This is a genomic window from Spirosoma profusum (assembly GCF_014699005.1).
Classification (GTDB): domain Bacteria; phylum Bacteroidota; class Bacteroidia; order Cytophagales; family Spirosomataceae; genus Spirosoma; species Spirosoma profusum.
Window position 1 is genome coordinate 24145 of the sequence record NZ_JACWZY010000035.1, and the last position, 16046, is coordinate 40190.

Genomic DNA, 16046 nt, shown 5'->3' on the forward strand with positions numbered 1-16046 from the left:
TGACAAATATCAAGCCATAAGCTATCATTGACGAATGACCACCGTTTCGGCAAAGATCATGCAGCAGATCCAGCAATTCCCTGAGGACATGAGCTTTGGGTATAGTGAACTGGCAATTGCCCGTCAGGATTTTCTATCTGCTGCCAAAGCATTAGAACGCCTACAGAAAAAAGGTCTTATCCGCAAATTGGCAAAAGGTCGATTTTATAAGCCCAAACGCACACCTTTTGGCGAGAAAAAACCGGATGAGCAGCAACTGCTAAAACCCTATCTATATAAACAAGGCAAACGAATCGCTTACGTTACTGGCGACTATCTTTTTAACCAACTGGGCCTGACGACCCAAGTACCAGCCGTGCTAAAAATAGCCAGCCGAGGACAGCGCATCTTTATTAACGTGGGCGCCATCAAAGCAACGGCAGTTAAAAGCTATGTGGACGTCACGGATGATAATTATCAGATGCTGGGTTTTCTGGATGCAATGAAAGATCTCAAACAAATCCCAGATATCGATATAAAAAATGCCGTAGCCATTTTCAAAAACAGGATAAGGCAGCTCAACCAATCACAACGTCAGGCAATGATCGACTGTGCGTTGGCTTATCCGCCACGGGTTAGAGCCTTACTAGGCGCTGTGTTGACTGCCTTGAACCCAAAGAAAGGGATCAGTAAACTTTCGGATAGTCTTAATCCACTCACAACGTTTGACTTAGGCATTGACGATACGCTCCTGACAAGTGCATTAGCCTGGAATATCCGATGAACCTACACGAGAATCCTGAACTTTTCGCCGACGCGGTCACGATCATCGCTCAACAGATGAATTTGTCCGAAATTTATGTGGAGAAGGATTATTGGGTAGCCTTGGCCCTACAGCGCATTTTACCAGCACCATAGCTGAGTTTGCCATTTTTAAAGGCGGGACAGCCCTATCCAAATGCTTTTCCTTTATCAACCACTTCTCCGAAGATATCGACTTGATGCTTGTCAGAAAACCCTATTTGTCGGCCAAACAATTAAAAGAGCGTCTAAAAGGGATTAGTCATGTTGTTTTGAAATTCTCCCTGAAATCGAGGTAATCGGAGTTACGAACAAGAAGGGTATGATCCGTTTTGCGGATCATACCTATTCAAGAGTATTTACGGGTGACTTCGGGCAAATGCGGGATCTAATCATCCTAGAATCGAGTTGTCTGGGAGCATTGGAGCCAACTATAACCGGACGGGTCAGTTTATTTGTTTATCAGATGATGCAGGCAAGTGGGCAGGATGCAATAACCCGCCAATATGACTTGTTGACATTTGACATACGAATACTAGCGCCAACACATACCGTGTGAGAAAAGATCATGAGCTTAGTTCGTTTTTCCTATACTGAAAAGCCACTTGTGGAATTGCGGAATAAGATTCGACACGTTTATGATCTACACCAACTGCTAATGCAAGAGGATATTTCGGCTTTTTTCGATTCAGCTCACTTTAATGCGATACTGCGTAAAGTAGGTCAGGACGACGAAATCAGCTTTCGCAAAACAAGGACTGGTTATACCTGCATCAGTCGGATGCATTGGTATTTTTCGGCTTGGACCGTGTTTGGCCAGAAATAAGGAGTATATATAATAGCTATTTCAAAAATTTAGTTTTTGGTGATTTACTGACTGACAAACAGGTCTTTCAAACCTTGCAGCGAATTAAAGAACGATTAGCATTAATAGACTGGATAGTCGGGAAAGCCAACTCTTGACGCGAAAAACGAATTTTAATTCGGCCAATTAACACAAAGTAACTTGATTATCATTCTAGGAGGGGATGATGCATGTTGGCTATTGTTATTTCAATTCTGGCATTACTGGCCAAGTTTTATCAACTTTATCTCCAACGGGTGCATAATGAAAAATCACTCAGGCCACTAGGTTAGGTTGATATAGCGGACTATGAGGGACGAGTAGCTGTTAATATTCGCAATATTGGCCTGAGCCCGCTCATTGTTGATCAGCTTACATTCATAAAAGATGATCACATGCATGAGCCTGTTGACAATAAAATGAAACGGGTCATTTTGCAAAATACACATCTCATTGTATTTGAATCGAGCCTTGAGCAGGAAAGCGGAGTGGAATTGAATCGGATTCGAATTAAGTTAAGTCTAATAGCTATGCAAGTAGAGGGGCTGGATTTTAGAACGTGTTGGGAAATTTTATTTGGTTTTATGGAACTTGGGCTAACTAACTGCCTGGGAAACGCTCTAAAGCAAGAATTGGCAAAAGAAACTATGAACTTCAGTGGTAGATACCCCCTCTAATTATTCCTATTGGCATCCTGTAAATTTATAACGCATTGGTAATCAGAATAAAAAATCCCCAACAAGCTCTTATGGTAACAGGTTGATGAAAGAAATTTTCAGTGATTTACTAGATATTCGATAAATGTCAAATCTATTTTCTAGACACTGGGATTTGCACTGAATAAAATAACAGATCTTTCAATCTAATTGCTTTAGAGTAATTGAGAAATACTGTTATCTTTCTCAATAAATCTGTTAAACGATGAGGCTAAATGTTTATTCATTTTGTATAGACCTGTAATTTTCTTGTATAAATTACATTCAACTATAAAATATAATGGAAAATAAGCTGAAGCATTTAGAATTTATTCAAAATATAATTGCTCGTTTTAACAGTAATTGCTTCTTAATAAAGGGATGGGCGGTAACGCTAGTAGCTGCTTTATTTGCCTTAGCAGCTAAAGATGCAAATGAGCGATACATGTTTGTAACTTACATATCTACTATTATTTTTTGGCTTTTGGACGGTTACTACTTGAGTAAGGAGAGACAATATAGATGTCTTTATAGAAAAATTGCCGCTGAATCTGATACAGACTTTACAATGGATACGAGCAATTTTGCTAAGGGGCATAATACTTGGTTTTTCTCGCTTTTCGCTCAAGCTATAATAGTTTTTTATAGCTTCTTAATAACAATGCCCTTGCTATTGATTTTGATTTTTAAAAATTAGCAAAGTATGCCATCATCTCTTCAACAACGCCAAGTATTATTTATCAGTCATGCTTTACCCGAAGAGAATGAATTTGTGCTCTGGCTAGCCGCAAAGCTAAGAAATGAAGGTTATGATGTCTGGTGCGAATTAGAACAGATATATGGTGGAGAACATTTCTGGAAAGAGATTCAAGAAGTGCTTCAAACCAGAGCCGTTAAAGTGCTATTAGTAGCCTCTCAAGTTTCAGTGATGAAGGATGGGGTACGAGATGAGTGGGATTATGCATTATCTATTGCTCGGGCAAATAAATTAAAAGATTTTATTATTCCTATCAAATATGATGATGTTAGCAGCAATGCCATTATAGGCCTGACTAATTTAGCCATGATTCAATTCCAAAACTCATGGGCTCATGGTTTTAAAGCATTACTTAGAAAGTTAGATAAGGATAAAGTGCCTAAAATTCAAGACTTCAATCCATTGTCAGTAAAGCATTGGTATTTAAATCGCTTTGCAACCACAAATACTGTAATTAATAAAGAAGAAACATTCTATTCTAACTGGGTTGCGCTACCAAAGTTACCTCCTAAATTGTTTTTGCATGAGTACGCAACTGAGGCGCAAGCAAAGCAAGTAGTTAGTTATATTCAAGAAAAACTGGATTTTCCAGTTGCTAGACATCAGAGATATATCTTAGCTTTTGAAGAAAAACTACCGCTCATACACGTTATTAATACAACTAGTGAATTATTTGGATCAATTTTAATTGAGACAATGAAAAGTTTAGAGATATCTATACGCAAAATAAAAAAGCGAGAATATAAATCAGAGACATTTCCTACCACACAGGATGCGTCCAATTTTTTAGTTCAGCTTATTCAACAGTCAGTACATAACTTTTTAGCTAAACGAGGTTTAAAAATTTACGAAATGGCCAATAGTAATCTATGCTATTTTTATCAACAAACAGAAAATACTGATCAGAAAATTAAATATCTACATGGGCCAAAAATAAGAAAAAAACAATTAACAGGGACTTATAACAATACCGCTGTATGGCATTATGGCGTTAGTTTTATAATGCGAATTCAACCCTTCCCTTTAATAAGTATTAAGGCTCACTTACTTTTTTCTGACGATGGAATGACAATTTGGGAGAAAAAAGACTCCATTCGATCAGCTCGTCGGAAGAAAGGAAAGAGAATGTTTAATGCTGAATGGCGGGATTTGTTACTGGCATTTTTAGCAAGTTTGACGGAAGACCAGAAAGCATTTGGAGTTCCAATTACAAGTCACGAAAAGCTTTGGTTATCCGCCTCACCGGTTATTTTTAAAAGCGAGAAAGGATACCAAGATCCTAAGGATGAAGGCCGTTTGAATCTTCTTGAAGCAGCAGAAGATGAGGATGACTTTATGGATGAAGACTTTTATACATTTGACACCGAAAGGGCATTGTCTGAATTAGAGTCAGATAGTCTCCATAATGAAGATATAAATCTCACTGCTGGTGACATTAATGATATAGACTATGAAACCATATAAGCTGAAAGTATTACCCGAGCCAAGACTCAAATTTGCATACAATCAAAAACTAACAGATCCACGCGATGGCCTAACATTATATGGTCCTTGTGATAAAAGTCGAGCTAACAATTTTTCAGTTGGGATTATTGGCACTTTGGATGGAATGAAAATCTTCAAAGGATGGATGAATACAATACAAAAGCCTGTAAGCCATCCAAAGTCAGATATAGCTAAACCATTTTTCCCAGGTTTTGAAGAAGTTTACGGGATACAGTTTGATAATCAGAATTACGTAGAGCTGAACATAGATCCGTCAACATTGCAATTACTCTTTCGGTACACAGACGATCATGTTCGAATAGCTAATATTGTTGATTTGTACGTTGATGAATTAATTCGTTATAAACAAGAGGTAGAGATACCAGTTAGCCTTTGGTTTGTTATTATCCCTGATATGGTCTATCAGTTATGCCGACCAATGTCTAAAGTTCCTAAAACTCAAAATAGCTTGAGCGTAGGAATTAAAGATATTCACACTCGCCTTAACGAAGGTCTATTCGAAGATGAATCGCTTAAGCGCATGCGTTTAGCCTATAATTATGAAAAGGATTTTCATGATCAGCTAAAAATTAAGTTGCTTTCACATGGTATTTTAACACAAGTTATTCGTGAAGGAACGATATCTAAGAAAGAGCCCCAAATAAAAAATGGTAAGATTAAAGAAGAACCAAATTTTGAAACAGATATCGCCTGGAGTTTAACCACATCTATTTATTATAAGGCTACTGGTCTGCCGCCATGGAAGCTAGCAGACATTCGAGATGGTGTTTGTTACATTGGTTTGGTTTTTAAAAATGATGATCGCCAACAAGACCGCAAAATTGCTTGCTGTGCCGCTCAAATGTTTTTAGATTCTGGAGACGGCCAAGTTTTTAAAGGAGCCGTTGGACCTTGGTATAACCCTGAAACAAAGGAACATCATCTATCTAAGGCGTCGGCAAAAGATTTACTTAGTAAAGCTTTATCAGCTTATAAAGCTAGCAACAATAGTGTGCCGAGAGAGATATTTATTCATGGTAGAACATTCTTTAATGATGAAGAATGGGGAGGTTTTCAAGAGGCAGTAGGAGACGCTAAATCAGTGATAGGAATCAGAATTACCCATGAGCATACATTCAAACTATTTCGAGAGAGTAAATTTCCAGTTATGCGAGGGACTGTATATGCTAAAGATCATCGCTCAGCCTATCTTTGGACAAAAGGATTTATTCCACGTCTACAAACTGTAGTAGGTTTAGAAACACCGAATCCGATTCAAATTCAGATTATGCGAGGAGAGACAAATATTTTTACTGTTTGCCGTGATGTCCTTGCCTTAACAAAACTGAATTATAATACATGCAAGTTTGCTGACGGTGTTCCTGTAACGTTAAAGTTCGCTGATACAATTGGAGAAATACTTACAGCAGGCCCACATGAAAATCTCAAAGTTCTGCCCTTTAAATACTATATTTAAATAATGAATGTAAAATCTAGTTCCAGGTTTTAACTAGTTTTATAAGCAAGAATATAGGTTAGAGGTATTGAGCTTAGAGTAAAAATACAGAGGAGAATAATCCGTTGGCATGTATTATATTCTGTGCTGTAGAAACAAATTATATATAAGGTCATTTATGGGTAAACAATGAAATGTTTGTACATAGATGTCTAGCAAATCATACCACCAAGAAATAACTTCAGGAATTTATTGATCGGATTAGTAGTAGATCGAGATTCAGTTTTTTATAAAATTGCAGTACAATAATCCTAAATTTTAGAAATATACTATAAAATAACAATAGATGGCAGCGTCCTATCAAATTGTAATATTGGGCGATGGACCCAAGAAAGACCTTCGTAAGGATTTGGTCAAGAAAATTAGAGATATAGGCTTGTCTGTCAAAGATCACATTGCTTTTTTAGAGGCTGCTGATGTAACCAAACGGTCAAAAATACAGCCAACAGTTGCAGTATTTTTTGGTTCAAATAAGCTTCACAGTAATGAAGAAATTAATGCTATTAACACTCTAGTAAAAGATGAAGTTATAGTCATTCCAGTAGTTACAGATTTAACTCGCTACAACCAATTAACTCCTTCTTCATTACACCTAATTAATGGAAGCTTATTAAGCGATGAAAATGGAGGTATTGAAGCAATATCCAACATGGTTTTGGAGGCTTTGAACCTGCTAAGGAGAACTCGTAAGTTGTTCATCAGTTATAGGCGTCAGGAATCATCAGCAGTTGCCATTCAACTCTATGAACATTTGCATCGTAATGGTTTTGAAGTATTTATCGACACAATTAGTATTAGGCCAGGTGAGCCTTTTCAGGAAGTGTTATGGCATCGCTTGAGTGATACAGATATAGTGGTACTCCTAGATACCCCCGGTTTTTTAGACAGTAGATGGACTCGTGACGAATTAGCTAACACATCGGCCATGTCAATTGGTATCTTGCAATTAGTATGGCCTAGTCATAATCCTGATGATAAGTCGTCCCTATGCAAAAAATATTATCTTGAAGATACCGACTTCAAAACCTCTGGGGAAGGAGATAATAATATTCTTACAAATGCCGCTGTTTTTGCAATCGGTAAAGAAGTGGAAAGCCTTCGAGCACGTTCGTTAGCTGCGCGATATAGTAAAATAGTTGGCAATGTCGGGCGTGTTGCTGAAGACTTAGGAATAGAATTAACAGTACAGGCGGAACGATATGCTATTGTTCGAAAAGGAGCTAAGTCCGTTGCCGTTATACCAACAGTGGGTGTACCGGAAGCACTACGTTATCAAGAAATTGCTGAGTTGTTAGAAGCTATTCAGGACAAATCTATATCAGAAGCGTATCTTCTTTATGATCATATAATGATTCGCAATCAATGGTGTAGGCACTTGGATTGGTTGGATAGCCATTTGCCTGTGAAATCAATTCGCGTGTTTGATTCAGAAATATGGCTAAAAAGACTATGAAGCAAGCTATTTTTTTGTCAGCTAGCGTTCCTGATCCACGAAGGAATGCCATCTATTATCAGACTGCTGACGTGACGGCTATCCGTGAGGCAGTTATAGCTTTGGCCACGTTTATACTTCCCAAAACAACTTTGATTTGGGGTGGGCACCCTGCAATTACGCCGATGATCCGGGCGGTAGCTGAGAGCATCGGAATTAATGTACAGGAACGAATTATCCTTTACCAATCCCTATTTTTCAAAGCGAATTTCCCAAAAGATAACAAATCCTTTGCGAAAATTAGACGCATACCACAGTTAGAAACCGAAAGTGAAAGCTTGGCTATAATGCGTCAAAAAATGTTTTCAGAGCATTCTTATGCAGCAGCTGTCTTTATAGGAGGCATGGAAGGTGTCGAGGTTGAGTTTAATCTATTTAGACAATTTCATCCTCATGCTTTAGCTCTTCCTTTAGCTACTACAGGTGCCGCAGCTAAAATTTTATATGATCAGAATCGTGAAAGCTTACCCGAGAGCCTCAGCAATGAGTATTCCTATTTCTCATTGTTTCGTCGTCTGATTCAAATTGGTTAGTTATACTGTAATCCTCACCTATCTGAAAAGATATGACCCTACATGAATACCAATCAAAAGCAAAAGCCACAATACAAAAATATAATTCAACCGATCAGAAAAACTTCTTCATGGGTTATTTAGGCTTGGCAGGTGAAGCAGGATCAGTGCTAACAACGCTTAAGAAGTTGATCCGAGATGGCGACGGATTTGGTAGTTTTAAAGAGAAGTTGCAGGAGGAACTAGGTGACGTATTGTGGTATATATCTGCCATCGCGTCGCACTATGACTTTTCATTAGAAGATATTGCACAACAAAATCTGCTTAAGATATATGATCGCTTTAAAGAACTCGACCTGTTGGATATCCCGCGTTTTGATGAAAAATATGAAGAGCAATTCCCTGATTCATTTGTCATCAATTTTATTGAAGAGCCGGCTGAATACTTTTTGACCGTCAAGATGGTTTGGGAGAATGATACTACTGGTAAATCGATTGAATTAGGAGATCCTCTGACAGATAACTCGCGGGAGCCTAACGACTACAGATATCATGATGTCTTCCATTTAGGACACGTGGCGTTCTTAGGTTGGTCTCCCGTGCTTAGGCACTTAATGAAGCTTAAGCGTAAGAGCGATCCCATCGCTTTAGATGCAGAAGACAGGGGGAGACCTCAAGTGGCAGAGGAAGCTATTACATTAATCATTTATAACTATGCTAAAGGCAATAAGATGCTTCGTGCAAGCGATAGAATTGATACTGAGCTGCTTAATAGTATTAGACAGTTGGTTGTCGATCTTGAAGTGTCGTCGGTGACTTCATATCAATGGGAGAAGGTGATTATTGAATCGTATAGAGTGTTTCACCAAATTGTTGAAAACAAGGGAGGAAAAGTATTAGTCTCCCCTAAGCAGAGGCAATTACTATATTTAGGTAAATAGCGATCAAGCTAAATACGTTAACCGCTTTAACTAAACCTCCTCATGCCTATTCACTTTATAAAGCTGTCAAAACCAAAAAAATCGGCAGTTTATAGCTTCTACTGGCATTTCGCTGTTAAGCGTCACAACATTTTTATCAAACGTCTGACAAACCCATACGGCCCTTGGACTGATGATTCAGCACTCCGAGATAATCGATTCACCAATATTTTCAGAGCCTCTGACCGTGTAAGTCAATATCTAATTGATTTACAGTACAATGAAGAGGACGTAGCTCAAATATTTTTTAAGACTATCCTATTCAAAATTTTTAACAAGATTGAAACGTATCGCTACCTTGAACGGGAGCTTGGTGACGTTCACTTTTCATCATTCTCGCTTCCCAGGTACGATGATCTATTAACATTACGGATGGCAAATCGACACACAATTTATTCCGCTGCATATATCATGCCCTCGGCTGGACGTGTATTCGGACATAAATTTAAACACACTAATCATTTGGCCCTATTAGCGCAAATGATGAAAGATAGAGTATGCGATACGGTAGTCGAAGCTAAAAGTTTAGAGGAGGTATATAAGATTTTGCTGTCTTACCCATCTTTTGGTAGTTTTTTAGCATTTCAGTATACAATTGATTTGAACTATAGCTCTATAATTAATTTCTCTGAAATGGATTTTGTGGTAGCTGGTCCGGGGGCAAAGAGTGGAATTCTGAAGTGCTTCGATCAACTTGGCGATTACACTTATGAAGACATCATTAAATTAATGGTAGAGAGTCAAGAGGAGGAATGCGAACGATTAGGCTTAGTGCTGCCTACTTTATGGGGAAGAAAGCTACAGTTAATTGATTGTCAGAATCTGTTTTGTGAGGTAGACAAATATTTGAGAGTCATCCGCCCTGAATTAAACGGCTCAACAGGTCGAACCAGAATAAAACAAAAATATACTTTTTCTAAAGGGCCTATTTCATTATTTTTCCCTCCTAAATGGAATATTAATCATAAACTCACACCACTATGCTTGACTCAGGCAAACGTCGACACGTTTTTATAAGTCATCACCATAAAGATGATGAACATGTTGATAACGTTACGAACTTACTTCATAAAAGAGGAGATGACATAAGAAATAGCTCATGGCGTCAGCTTAAACCGGAAAACCAGCAACGTCTTAAGCAAAAACGGGTTAGTGACGAAGTCATTAAGCGCTATCTTAGGCGGAAAATTTCTTGGTCTGGAACGGTCGTTGTTTTGATTGGAAGGTACACACACACACGGCCTTGGGTGGATTGGGAGATCGAAGAAGCAAACAGACAAGGAAAAAGAATAGTAGGGGTGTACCTACGTGGTGGTACGGAAGCCGATGTACCTGAAAGTTTGAAAGATCATGCTTCTGCAATTGTCAATTGGAACACTAACAGCATCCAAAATGCTATTGATGGAGAAAATGTATTCCAAACTCCTGACGGCTATTTGCGCCCAGCACCATATGCGATGAATTCGTCAACTTGCTAATGTCAGATGCCCAACGTCTATATGTATGTAGTGGACCGTGATTACGGCTTCGCTCCTAACCCATTTCATGGTTTTTGTACATTGGCAACTTGTAAACCCAGAATAAGAAACGTAGCTAGACCTGATGATTGGGTAATTGGTATAGGGGGGGGGAAGCTCAAAGCTACTGGAAGGTGTATCTTCGCAATGAAGGTTACGCAGACGGTGACTTTTAATGAATACTGGACCAATCCACATTTTAATGATAAAAAACCAGTCCCTAATGGAACCAAACGTATGTTACTAGGGGACAATATTTACTATCAACAGGAAAATGGTCAATGGAACCAAGCTCATTCACATCACAGTTATCCAGACGGGTCAACAAATATTCATAATTTAAACAGAGATACAAAATCGAATAAAGTTCTTATCTCTAATCATTTTTATTATTTCGGCAGATCGGCCCCGATAATACCAAAATCTTTACTTACTCAACTGGGGTTCAAAAATGCCATTGGCCATAGAACTTTTACACTTGAAGACGCAAGAGAAATAATTTTCTGGCTAAATCAGGAGTTTAAATATGAAAAAAACCAAGTTATTGACAATCCATATGGTTTCGATAAAGGGATCACTTTTTATTCTGTGAAAAACAATACTGTTACAGTACGCAAATAAAATATAAATTTTAGAAAGATTTTAAATTAAAAGGCTAATTAGACTTAACTAGATAATACGTTAGTATATTCTGAGTTTATAGCTTCAATAAGGCTAAAATTTTCCAATTATAAATTGGAAAATTTTAAAACATTAACTTGTCGAACATTTCATATTATTTTAAGAATTTATTTAAGATAATTTCTTTTATAAATTCTTCACAAAATCTATTAGCGGCCAACTTGTTAAGATTTGGATCAGGCATTAATTCACCTTTATGAAAGCTTAGAATAGATTCTAATGGTGTTCCTTCAAGATTATATTCTTCAATGTAAATAATAATTGAGAATGCAGGATTTTTAACTTCTCCATTAATTCCACAACGTTGACGTATAATTGGGATTTCTGTTTCAATAATAAAGTTTTTTTCGTCAAAATTCATATAATCATTACTTACAAATATTATATACCCATCTGCCTCATAAAACCGTTCAGATATTTCACTACTCCAAGTTTGATGTCCAGAGAGTTCTCGGTCATACCAAAGATTAATAAGACTACGTCTAGATATAAGCTTCTTCGTAAAATACTCAACATAATGAAAATCTTCTTGTGCATAAGAAATGACCAATTCTTTAGGTCTTGATTGCGCAACATTATTATATAAGTTAAATGAAGAGAAATTAGTCGGCTTAATTTTAAAATTAACGTTATCACCTATCTCTTTCCACGTATAATTATCAAACGAAAAATCTTTCAGTAAAGAATATATTTTGTAATCATCCATGTTAATATCTAAATACATGGTAATTGTATTTTTATCTAAATCTCCTTCCATTATCAAATCACCATCTTGGTCTGGTAATTTAATATAAAGTCCAGTCCGCCAAATACTGATTTTATTAGTTTTATTCCCCCATTTAGAAATTAATTTCTGTATAAAATAATACGGTAAAAAATCAATATTTTGAACAAATATTCTCCAAGGGTTATTTGGGTTTGTGATAATATTGCTTATCAAGTCTGATCTTTGCGCTGGCAAAAACTCAGGAAATACATAGTAAATTTCGTTTGCAAGTGTATCGTAATCCTCAGTATTTAATGCAATTTTATAAATTTCATCTTTGAGAGGAAAGCATATTCCACAGACTTCCATGAAGTTTAAAAACATTAGCTTTTCATTTATAGTATAATTCTTTTGCGTGAAGATATATTTAGCCTTAGTAAATCCATTGCTTAAATTTTTGAGTTGATCGTGTAATTTCCCTTTTGCATCTAAAACATAGTAGATTGTTGCTATAGCCCAATCCTGATCGACAATAGCATAATACTGATTACTAACAGGTTCCTGCCTAAATAATTCTCTATAAAGCTCTTTATAATGTTCTTTGAAATCTATTTTAAATATGGTCCCTGTATAATGTAAAAAATTCAATAAAGTCTCTTCGGAACCAGGAAGTACATGATATTCTTTACACAAATCTTGAAACTCTGTTTTATTAAATGTTCTCTTTAAATTTCTTGTTTTCTTTTGTAAACTTTTAATATGTTGCTGAACATTAGCCCAATTTTCTGGGATTTCCATCCCATAATCTGGGATTTTTATCACATTATCTAAAATGTGGCTTCTTAAAGCTCTAATTCCGATTCCTTGTGTTGCGCTAACCTTTGCGACTATAAAATTTATTCCATCTTCATTTTTCTCAAAGAACTCCTGCGTATCTGATGGAATTTTTTCCCCGTTATCAATTTTATTAAAAACTATTATTGTGGAATCTAATGTAGCGCGATTTTTTAACATTTCAAACCAGTACATTAACTTTATATTTCTATTGAAGTTATCCGTTAAACGATCTGGAGTATAAGAGAGTTGCTCTGAAATTGCATCAAATACGATTAATTGAACAGACCAGATGTGTAAAAAAGCTTGATGAGTTCCATGGTAAATTTCTTGCCCACCAAAATCAAAAATCTCACATTCAACTTCTAACTTACCATCACTTATTTTCAATGCATTTCTTATGATGCCATGAGTAGAGGGCTTATCATTCATACAAAACCCGTTTTGTAGTGCATCTACTAGGCTAGATTTTCCAACATTACTGTTGCCCAAAACTATTAACTTTACTATTTGGTTTCTACTATACCCTTTTTCTAAACTTTCAAACCAAGATGTGACTTCAATAGCACTGTTATTAAAGGGACCACCAATCATGTAATCAGGTAAATTAATGATCATATTGCCTGATAACAATAAATTTTTAAAATTATATTTTATTTTTGGTAAGTAGTTTATTCGATTATTCTGCAAATCGATTGATTTTAAAGAATTTGGAATTTTTTCAATTTTTTCAATTTTGTTATTGTTAAGTGATAAGTGTTCAAGATTTATAGGCAGATTTTCAATTTTTTCAATTTCATTTCTCCCCAGATTTAAATATTTTAAATTTAGAGGCAAATTTTCAATTCGAGCAATATTATTATTGTATAAATTTAAGGTTTCTAATTTAGAGGGTAAATTCTCTATAATACTTACTCTATTTCCTCCTAAGTTTATTGATAGTAAAGATTCAGGTAAGTTCTCTATCTTAGAAATATTATTTCCACTTATAATAATTGATTTTAATGAACTAGGTAGATTTTCTATTTTAGAAATATTATTTCTTGATATAAAAAGGGTTAATAAAGAATTACAAGAAATTAATTGGTTTGGAATAGAATACAAGTCATATCCATCTAGATTTAATTCAGTGAGCTGCTTTTTCTCAACATTATCTATTAATTCCTCTATTATATTTTGTAAATCTTTGTTAAATTTCATGATTCATAATGCTTGAATTAATCTTCAAGCTAGAAATACTTTTAAATGTGAAATAAAAAGTTTTTAAGATAGCTTAAACTGACACTAGGCTATATAGTTGAATAGGGCTAGGTGTCGTTTGATACCGTTGATATTAAGTTTGTATTTCTTATGAAAGGCGAAACGTCCTTACCTTCTTTTCGAAGATCAAAAGGATTTATTAGCCTACTGCATCAATGGTCGTCAAACCCAGCGAAGTTACTCATAGCAACAAGCTTTATATCATTGCACAAATACTAATAATGAGTACAAATATCTTTGAAAGTCTAATAAAAGCTAATAATGTTTGGGGTAGAAAATGGGGTAAATAAAAAAAAGCCTTTCATAAGTTGAAATTTATCAAGTACTAATATTGTGAATCCGAATCCCTTCAGCAGCACCAGGAATATATTCCCATTAAACTTGAATAATAGAAAAACCCTTGAAATACAGGAATTTTTCGCGTATGATGGTCTAACCAAAACTAGCTAAACCCAAGACTGTATTGCTGTTTTTGGGGTAAAAAAGCGGGTAAAATTATTACCCATAATATTTTACCCCACTTTGGAGGTTACCATGTCGCTCTGCGATCTCGACTGTCGTCACGCCAAACCCAGAGACAAAGCTTATCGGATGTTTGATTCCGGTGGTTTGTATCTGGATGTCATGCCAACCGGTAAACGCATCTGGCGCTACCGTTACAAGTTTCATGGCAAAGAGAAATTGCTCACTATTGGCTCTTATCCCGCCAATTCCTTATTGAAAGCGCGTGACAAACGCAATGCGGCTCAGCAAACCTTGGAAACTGGCATTGACCCTTCCCAGGAAAAGCAGGATCAGAAGAAGCTGGCTCGCTTCAAACAGGCACAAACCGTTGAGTTAGTCGCTTTGGATTGGCATCGGTATACCTATGACACATGGACACCTAAACATGCCAGCCATATTCTCAACCGGCTCAAGCAGAATGTTTTTCCTTTTATCGGCAATCATCCAACTGCTTCACTGACAGTTCAGCACATTTTAGCTTGTCTGCGAAAAATTGAAGATCGAGGAAGCCCGTATATGGCTCGGCGGGTCTTGCAAATCATGGGCCAGGTGATGCGTTACGCTGTCATTACCGGGCGAGCTGAGCGGGACATCACGACGGATTTAAAAGGAGCTTTGAAAAAATATAGGAAAGGCCATTATGCCGCTATTTCGTCAGATGAATTACCGGGACTGATTAAAGCCATTGAGAAGAACAAACCTCGCTTATTCCCTCAAACAATTTTCGCCATCAAGCTGATCATGTTGACGTTCGTGCGCACCAGCGAACTCATCAACGCAACTTGGAATGAATTTGATTTGGAGAGTGGTTTGTGGATTATTCCAGCCGAACGGATGAAAATGCGGGTTGACCACCGAGTGCCTTTGTCAAAACAAGCGATCGCCATCCTGAGGGAGCTACAGGAACTGTATGGCAAAGCAGGTTATATTCTCCCGAGTTCGGTTCGGCGTGACAAACCCATCAGTAACAATACTATTTTGAAAGGATTAGGCCGATTAGGATATGAGAAAACTATGACGGGGCATGGCTTTCGGGCGTTAGCAATGTCGACTATTAAAGAAAAACTTGGCTATCGCCATGAAGTGGTGGACCGACAGTTAGCGCATTTACCTCGAAGTGTAGTTGACCAAGCCTATGACCGAGCGCAATTTTTACCCGAACGGATGAAGATGATGCAGGAATGGGCTGATTACATCGACAGGCTTAGCAAAAACTCTTAGTTAGAGTTACTGAAACGGCCTAGGCTTTTGGAGTGGATAATTTGGTGCTTTCAGTTGTCCTTTTGTCCTTATCGAACGCGGTAAGTTAGTTCTGATTGGAGATCAAAATGTACTGACAAATTTGCTTGCCCTTATCTGAGCGTTGAAGCATACCAATTTCCTAAGTACAATCAATTGAGATGGTCTGGTTGTGACGGATAGTTGAGTTGCTTAACTGGCCGTCACAACCAGACCGTCTCATTACATGTAGTTCGATAAAAAG

Annotated in this window: 16 protein-coding genes; 15 read left to right on the forward strand and 1 reads right to left on the reverse strand. The window is 36.9% G+C overall.

All coding sequences use genetic code 11. The features are described 5' to 3' along the window. Positions 1 to 34: 34 nt before the first annotated feature. The 14 genes from IC229_RS28840 (at position 35) to IC229_RS28895 (ending at position 11199) form a co-directional block, all read left to right on the forward strand. On the forward strand, positions 35 to 763 hold the full coding sequence (locus IC229_RS28840; protein WP_190891447.1) for a DUF6088 family protein: 729 nt from the start codon (positions 35 to 37) through the stop codon (positions 761 to 763). Next, positions 760 to 897, forward strand: coding sequence for a hypothetical protein (locus tag IC229_RS35465; RefSeq protein ID WP_223834253.1), 138 nt, complete (start codon positions 760 to 762; stop codon positions 895 to 897). The genes IC229_RS28840 and IC229_RS35465 overlap by 4 nt, the downstream gene beginning before the upstream one ends. After that, the gene (locus IC229_RS35470) at positions 855 to 1079 is read left to right on the forward strand and encodes a nucleotidyl transferase AbiEii/AbiGii toxin family protein (RefSeq protein WP_223834248.1); all 225 of its coding nucleotides are present in this window, start codon (positions 855 to 857) and stop codon (positions 1077 to 1079) included. The genes IC229_RS35465 and IC229_RS35470 overlap by 43 nt, the downstream gene beginning before the upstream one ends. Positions 1080 to 1438: 359 nt before the next feature. Continuing rightward, entirely contained in the window at positions 1439 to 1606 is a 168-nt protein-coding gene (locus IC229_RS35475; protein ID WP_223834249.1) for a hypothetical protein, read from the forward strand. A gap of 413 nt (positions 1607 to 2019) precedes the next feature. Beyond that, entirely contained in the window at positions 2020 to 2301 is a 282-nt protein-coding gene (locus IC229_RS28850) for a hypothetical protein (RefSeq protein WP_190891449.1), read from the forward strand. A gap of 319 nt (positions 2302 to 2620) precedes the next feature. Then, positions 2621 to 3016 carry a hypothetical protein gene (locus tag IC229_RS28855; RefSeq protein ID WP_190891451.1) on the forward strand — a complete coding sequence of 132 codons (396 nt, stop codon included), beginning with the start codon at positions 2621 to 2623 and terminating at the stop codon, positions 3014 to 3016. A gap of 6 nt (positions 3017 to 3022) precedes the next feature. Further along, complete coding sequence (locus IC229_RS28860; protein WP_190891453.1) at positions 3023 to 4540, forward strand: toll/interleukin-1 receptor domain-containing protein; 1518 nt, start codon at positions 3023 to 3025, stop codon at positions 4538 to 4540. Next, positions 4527 to 6038, forward strand: a complete 1512-nt coding sequence (locus tag IC229_RS28865) for an argonaute/piwi family protein (protein ID WP_190891455.1) — start codon at positions 4527 to 4529, stop codon at positions 6036 to 6038. The genes IC229_RS28860 and IC229_RS28865 overlap by 14 nt, the downstream gene beginning before the upstream one ends. Before the next feature lie 325 nt (positions 6039 to 6363). Continuing rightward, entirely contained in the window at positions 6364 to 7530 is a 1167-nt protein-coding gene (locus IC229_RS28870) for a toll/interleukin-1 receptor domain-containing protein (protein ID WP_190891457.1), read from the forward strand. Further along, complete coding sequence (locus IC229_RS28875) at positions 7527 to 8102, forward strand: SLOG domain-containing protein (protein WP_223834250.1); 576 nt, start codon at positions 7527 to 7529, stop codon at positions 8100 to 8102. Before IC229_RS28870 ends, IC229_RS28875 begins: the two co-directional genes overlap by 4 nt. A 32-nt stretch (positions 8103 to 8134) precedes the next feature. Continuing rightward, a complete protein-coding gene (locus tag IC229_RS28880; RefSeq protein WP_190891461.1) occupies positions 8135 to 9022 on the forward strand; it encodes a nucleoside triphosphate pyrophosphohydrolase family protein in 888 nt (295 codons plus the stop codon). Positions 9023 to 9064: 42 nt separating this feature from the next. Beyond that, a complete protein-coding gene (locus IC229_RS28885; protein WP_190891463.1) occupies positions 9065 to 10078 on the forward strand; it encodes a nucleotide kinase domain-containing protein in 1014 nt (337 codons plus the stop codon). Then, entirely contained in the window at positions 10042 to 10539 is a 498-nt protein-coding gene (locus tag IC229_RS28890; RefSeq protein WP_190891465.1) for a TIR domain-containing protein, read from the forward strand. Before IC229_RS28885 ends, IC229_RS28890 begins: the two co-directional genes overlap by 37 nt. 6 nt (positions 10540 to 10545) lie before the next feature. Beyond that, positions 10546 to 11199, forward strand: coding sequence for an Nmad2 family putative nucleotide modification protein (locus tag IC229_RS28895; protein ID WP_190891467.1), 654 nt, complete (start codon positions 10546 to 10548; stop codon positions 11197 to 11199). Positions 11200 to 11353: 154 nt separating this feature from the next. Here the strand turns inward: IC229_RS28895 and IC229_RS28900 are convergent, their stop codons facing one another. Continuing rightward, entirely contained in the window at positions 11354 to 13999 is a 2646-nt protein-coding gene (locus tag IC229_RS28900; protein WP_190891475.1) for a COR domain-containing protein, read from the reverse strand. Positions 14000 to 14593: 594 nt separating this feature from the next. Here IC229_RS28900 and IC229_RS28905 point away from each other — a divergent pair. Beyond that, the gene (locus IC229_RS28905) at positions 14594 to 15784 is read left to right on the forward strand and encodes a tyrosine-type recombinase/integrase (RefSeq protein WP_190891477.1); all 1191 of its coding nucleotides are present in this window, start codon (positions 14594 to 14596) and stop codon (positions 15782 to 15784) included. Positions 15785 to 16046: the final 262 nt, after the last annotated feature.

What these genes read in the sequence shown, in the direction of transcription:
- IC229_RS28840 (WP_190891447.1), top strand. Translation starts at nt 35, where the DNA reads ATGACCACCGTTTCGGCAAAGATCATGCAGCAGATCCAGCAATTCCCT.
- IC229_RS35465 (WP_223834253.1), top strand. Translation starts at nt 760, where the DNA reads ATGAACCTACACGAGAATCCTGAACTTTTCGCCGACGCGGTCACGATC.
- IC229_RS35475 (WP_223834249.1), top strand. Translation starts at nt 1,439, where the DNA reads ATGCAAGAGGATATTTCGGCTTTTTTCGATTCAGCTCACTTTAATGCG.
- IC229_RS28850 (WP_190891449.1), top strand. Translation starts at nt 2,020, where the DNA reads ATGCATGAGCCTGTTGACAATAAAATGAAACGGGTCATTTTGCAAAAT.
- IC229_RS28855 (WP_190891451.1), top strand. Translation starts at nt 2,621, where the DNA reads ATGGAAAATAAGCTGAAGCATTTAGAATTTATTCAAAATATAATTGCT.
- IC229_RS28860 (WP_190891453.1), top strand. Translation starts at nt 3,023, where the DNA reads ATGCCATCATCTCTTCAACAACGCCAAGTATTATTTATCAGTCATGCT.
- IC229_RS28865 (WP_190891455.1), top strand. Translation starts at nt 4,527, where the DNA reads ATGAAACCATATAAGCTGAAAGTATTACCCGAGCCAAGACTCAAATTT.
- IC229_RS28870 (WP_190891457.1), top strand. Translation starts at nt 6,364, where the DNA reads ATGGCAGCGTCCTATCAAATTGTAATATTGGGCGATGGACCCAAGAAA.
- IC229_RS28875 (WP_223834250.1), top strand. Translation starts at nt 7,527, where the DNA reads ATGAAGCAAGCTATTTTTTTGTCAGCTAGCGTTCCTGATCCACGAAGG.
- IC229_RS28880 (WP_190891461.1), top strand. Translation starts at nt 8,135, where the DNA reads ATGACCCTACATGAATACCAATCAAAAGCAAAAGCCACAATACAAAAA.
- IC229_RS28885 (WP_190891463.1), top strand. Translation starts at nt 9,065, where the DNA reads ATGCCTATTCACTTTATAAAGCTGTCAAAACCAAAAAAATCGGCAGTT.
- IC229_RS28890 (WP_190891465.1), top strand. Translation starts at nt 10,042, where the DNA reads ATGCTTGACTCAGGCAAACGTCGACACGTTTTTATAAGTCATCACCAT.
- IC229_RS28895 (WP_190891467.1), top strand. Translation starts at nt 10,546, where the DNA reads ATGCCCAACGTCTATATGTATGTAGTGGACCGTGATTACGGCTTCGCT.
- IC229_RS28900 (WP_190891475.1), bottom strand. Translation starts at nt 13,999, where the DNA reads ATGAAATTTAACAAAGATTTACAAAATATAATAGAGGAATTAATAGAT.
- IC229_RS28905 (WP_190891477.1), top strand. Translation starts at nt 14,594, where the DNA reads ATGTCGCTCTGCGATCTCGACTGTCGTCACGCCAAACCCAGAGACAAA.